A 3822-nucleotide genomic window follows, 5' to 3' on the forward strand; every position below is an offset into this window, starting at 1 on the left:
CCGCCGCCAACGACGGCTTTTCTGCAATAAATACGCGCATGATGTTTTCTCCAGATGTCAGTGTCCCTCGATGCGACGCATCGATAGGGAGGTGTGAGTGATGAAATTATTGAAGGGTGAGGGTTTTGAGTTCGTCGAGCGTGAAGATACGCACGAGCTTTGAACGGTAATGTTCAAACGGGTGTTTGGATTCGCTGAAAGGAATGTATTCAATGCGGTCAAAGCGCTTGATTAATAGCTGGCGAATGTCGTCATTGAGTACCACATAAAACACCGCGCTCCAGTATTTTTTCTTTTGCGCGAGAACGTGGCTTTTAAGGATTGAGCGATAACGAGAGACCGTTTTTAGAGTGCGCTCTGTTTCAATGGCGATGGTAAATCCGTTAGGTGCTGTGATGGTGGCATCTGGGCGATGTTCGACATCATATTCTTTTCGAAACGAATATTGATCGGCGTTACGCCAGTTCGTCCAGCCATTCCGCTGCAAATAAATCTGTGCTTTTTGATTCATGAGCTTGTGCTCCAGCGTACCGAATTTTACGCGGTAAGGATCGAACGCACGAAAATCTTCGTTGATGTTCTGAATGTTTTGTATCAGTCCTAAATCGGTGATCCCCCAGATTGAAATTTTACCGGTTTGAAATTCAAACTCATGTTTGTGGATATAGCCAAGGCCTACCAGTTTATTGAGCAACCGATATAAGGGATTTTTGTCCTTGTACTCCAGTAGCAGCATTAAAATTTCGAAGTTTGTGTATGACTCTTCTTTAAGGAATTGGATCACAGTCGCCATTTTTTCATAATGTCTTTGGTAGCGGTCAGCCTTTGAGGTGATCAATTGGCTCATATTGAAGCCTCCGCTTCTTTGCGCACTTTATGAAAAGAAAGACAGGTAACATTCACTTGGTTGAGGTTTCGAGTGATCTGTTTCGCCATTTTATTGCGTCGTCGATCGTATTCTGTTTCGGTGAGCTCGCCGTTCAATCTTGCCTTGTAAAGCGTGTCGAAATAACGGTCTGCGGCCATAAATACTTTCATGAGCATGACACTGCCAGGTGTGTATAACCGTTGTTCTGTTTCTGCCTCTTGGAACGCTTGAGTGGAGTGTGTGTTGATGTCGAGTTCGCCGATGTTATTAATGAAGTTTCGGTGTCGTTGATTGATGTCGTCACGTAGTGATCGTATTTTTTCTAACAAACTTTCGGCAGTGACCTTCGCCAGTTGTGTTGTGACGTTTTGAGCGGGTCGTGATGCGAAGGCTTCCACAGAAAAAAGACTTTGATAAACAAAAAGCCCGTCAATAGGTTTATCTAATGGACGGGCTCGATTGGTGTAGGTTTTATGATCCCAGAGAGACAGCAGTCGTTTAGTGCGTAGTTCCATTGGATAATGCCTCCTGTTTAGGTTGAGGTTTCTTGTTTGGCGTCCAGTTGTCGTCCATTGGGTGGACAACAACCGGTATCCCCATCAGTTCAATATCTTCTAATGCATACTCTTGGCTGTTACCCAAAATGGTTGTAGGCACCGTGACACGTTTTTCTTCTTGTTGTGAACCGAGAAATATTTTTCGTTTGATGTAGCGAAGCCATGAGTGCCATTGTCTGGTGTTGACTATCATTTTTTGAGTCCTTCGATTTGTTGTTCTAACGTTTTAACTGCTGCCTCTATTTCCTTTTGTGATTGAATTGCCTCTGTCGGGTTCTTGTTAGGGGGCAGAGGAGTGACCGCATCCAGATCAAATTCTTCATTAGTGTCGAGAGTTTCTGTTTCTGATATCGATTCGGTTTCAGCTTCAATGTTGTTCTCTTCTTCGGCCTCTTGATGCTCACCAGAAGTTGGAGCTTCGGTTTGTTCTTCGACTTTTTCATCGTCACTGGCGGTATGAGTTTGCGTTTCATCAAACGTGACGAGGGTTTGTTTTTGTACTTTGATCGGCGCAATCAAGGATGGTTTGGGAACGTCATTCATTGTGAAGATATAGCTCACAAAGTTGGGCAGGTTGAGCAACATGTTGGTATCGACATATTGCCTCTCGGCCATTCTGATGTTGCGTTTATCATCGACCACTTCATTGAGCGTTTTGCTGGATTCGACATAGCGAGTTTCGTCATCCACCAAGATGGTGCCGGACATTTTAGACACCCATTCGGCGGTGTCGGGATCTTGTAAGCGATACACCAATTTGAACTTGGTGTTTTCCACCACTGCACCTACCACGGCATCACCGTTAAGATCGGCCGGACAGTCTTTTAAATCGGCAATCGATTGGTGGGCAAGAAGCATGTGCACGCCTTTGTCGCGTGCGGCGCCCAAACCTTCCATCGCTGGTTTTGAAATGTGGTATTTCAATTCATCCAAGAAGATGGCAATGGGACGCGGCTTACCCGCTACACGATCGCGCATTTCAGCAAGCTGAAATAAACGGATTAAGATCATCTTCTGCGTGATCAATATCTTCGAATTACGCATTGAGCCAATGACGTAACAACAGCCGCCATGGTCGAACACATCTTGCAGTCGCATGCCACCAACCGCATTAATGGACTCGACTAACGAGAGTTCTTCGAGTTTGCCGTAGAACGCTTTGATGGTGTCTTCAAGACCTTGAACATAGAGTGAACTGAACAGTCCTTTGAATGACTGACGCTCTTCTTCCGTTGCCTTCATTGGGGCTTCTCTGGCCGCTTTTCTGTCGTCGATACGATAGAAATCAGCCACGTCGCCTTTCTCGGCAAGGCTGAATCCAGCCACCATTATCTCTTCGATTTGTTCCGGCGTTGCATCCGCTAAGAGATCGAGTTGAGGCACTTTTTTATTCAGGTCAATCAGGTAGAAAGGTTTGCCCGCTTTTTCACAGGCGTACTTCATCAAATGCGGTGCCCATTCATCATTTTTAGGGTCCATCACAAACACGCCTTCATCAGCAAGGATGAGTTGATACAAGATCAATCCTGAGGCGACACCTTTACCGGCACCTGTGGTGCCGATGATGTCCGCGTGCTGTTTTTGGAAGTCAGCCAGTGGGATGTATTGCGGTTTATGTACGCGATCCAATCCGACAAACACGCCTTTATTGAGATCAATGTAGTCTTCGGGATCGTACGCCAGCGTTTCCGGTAAAAAGTGCTTTACCGTGCGCACGTCGGTGCGTTCATCACGCGCCATTTGTGTGCGTTTGGTGAACTTAGATTTAAGCTGGTTCAGATGTGGTGTCGCGACTCGGCGAATGGCAATGTGGGTGCCCGCACCAACGAAGAACAGCGGAATATAGAAGTACGAGATAAACGGATACACCAATTCTGAAATGGGTACGTAGCTGGCGGTTTGCACCACAGCAATCAGTGTTGGGATGGTGACGTTGGCGAGTGTCCCAAGCAAAAAAAGTAAGATCGCAACGAAGATAAACAGGCGTCGCAATAGGGAGCCTTTTTCGTTTTTTTCCGGTTTATCAAAGTAGATCGTTGGGGAGATCAAACCGGAGAGAAAACTGAGTACGCTGGCATAGTAAAACGTCAGCAAATACAGTTGAGAGAGTGCCAGTAAAGACAGATCTAAAATGGGATTGATGATCATATCAAACATGATATTGATGCTCCTTAGTTGAATATCATCGGCTACAGTTATCGGCTACTCATATCGGCTACAGGGTGTAGCCGATATGAGTAGCCGATGGATGCCCAAGCCTTTACGCTGAACGCTCCAAGGCATGGGGTTATCCCGAAAGGGATAATCATCTCAAAAGCTGCGCTTTTTCAATGAATTAGAATGCTCATGCTCGGGGCTGGACGCCCCTGTGCTGATCCTTCTAATTAAAGGCCGAAA

4 protein-coding genes are annotated in these 3822 nt (G+C 46.0%); all 4 read right to left on the bottom strand.

The features are described 5' to 3' along the window. Positions 1-106 precede the first annotated feature (106 nt). Genes mobC through OU793_RS23745 form a run of 4 tightly spaced genes read right to left on the bottom strand, consistent with a single transcriptional unit; the run spans position 107 to position 3582 of the window. Positions 107-847 (bottom strand): MobC family replication-relaxation protein, encoded by a 741-nt coding sequence (mobC, locus tag OU793_RS23730; protein WP_023623356.1) that lies wholly within the window; start codon positions 845-847, stop codon positions 107-109. Beyond that, positions 844-1383, bottom strand: coding sequence for a hypothetical protein (locus OU793_RS23735; protein ID WP_025789707.1), 540 nt, complete (start codon positions 1381-1383; stop codon positions 844-846). The genes mobC and OU793_RS23735 overlap by 4 nt, the downstream gene beginning before the upstream one ends. Further along, on the bottom strand, positions 1367-1618 hold the full coding sequence (locus OU793_RS23740; protein ID WP_025789706.1) for a hypothetical protein: 252 nt from the start codon (positions 1616-1618) through the stop codon (positions 1367-1369). Before OU793_RS23740 ends, OU793_RS23735 begins: the two co-directional genes overlap by 17 nt. Next, complete coding sequence (locus OU793_RS23745) at positions 1615-3582, bottom strand: type IV secretory system conjugative DNA transfer family protein (RefSeq protein WP_032072614.1); 1968 nt, start codon at positions 3580-3582, stop codon at positions 1615-1617. Before OU793_RS23745 ends, OU793_RS23740 begins: the two co-directional genes overlap by 4 nt. Positions 3583-3822: the final 240 nt, after the last annotated feature.

The sequence above is a fragment of the Vibrio sp. VP6 genome (assembly GCF_028823755.1).
GTDB lineage: Bacteria > Pseudomonadota > Gammaproteobacteria > Enterobacterales > Vibrionaceae > Vibrio > Vibrio parahaemolyticus.

Excerpts from the sequence above, each read along its gene's own strand:
- OU793_RS23735 (WP_025789707.1), bottom strand. The coding sequence starts at position 1,383 with ATGGAACTACGCACTAAACGACTGCTGTCTCTCTGGGATCATAAAACC.
- OU793_RS23740 (WP_025789706.1), bottom strand. The coding sequence starts at position 1,618 with ATGATAGTCAACACCAGACAATGGCACTCATGGCTTCGCTACATCAAA.
- mobC (WP_023623356.1), bottom strand. The coding sequence starts at position 847 with ATGAGCCAATTGATCACCTCAAAGGCTGACCGCTACCAAAGACATTAT.
- OU793_RS23745 (WP_032072614.1), bottom strand. The coding sequence starts at position 3,582 with ATGTTTGATATGATCATCAATCCCATTTTAGATCTGTCTTTACTGGCA.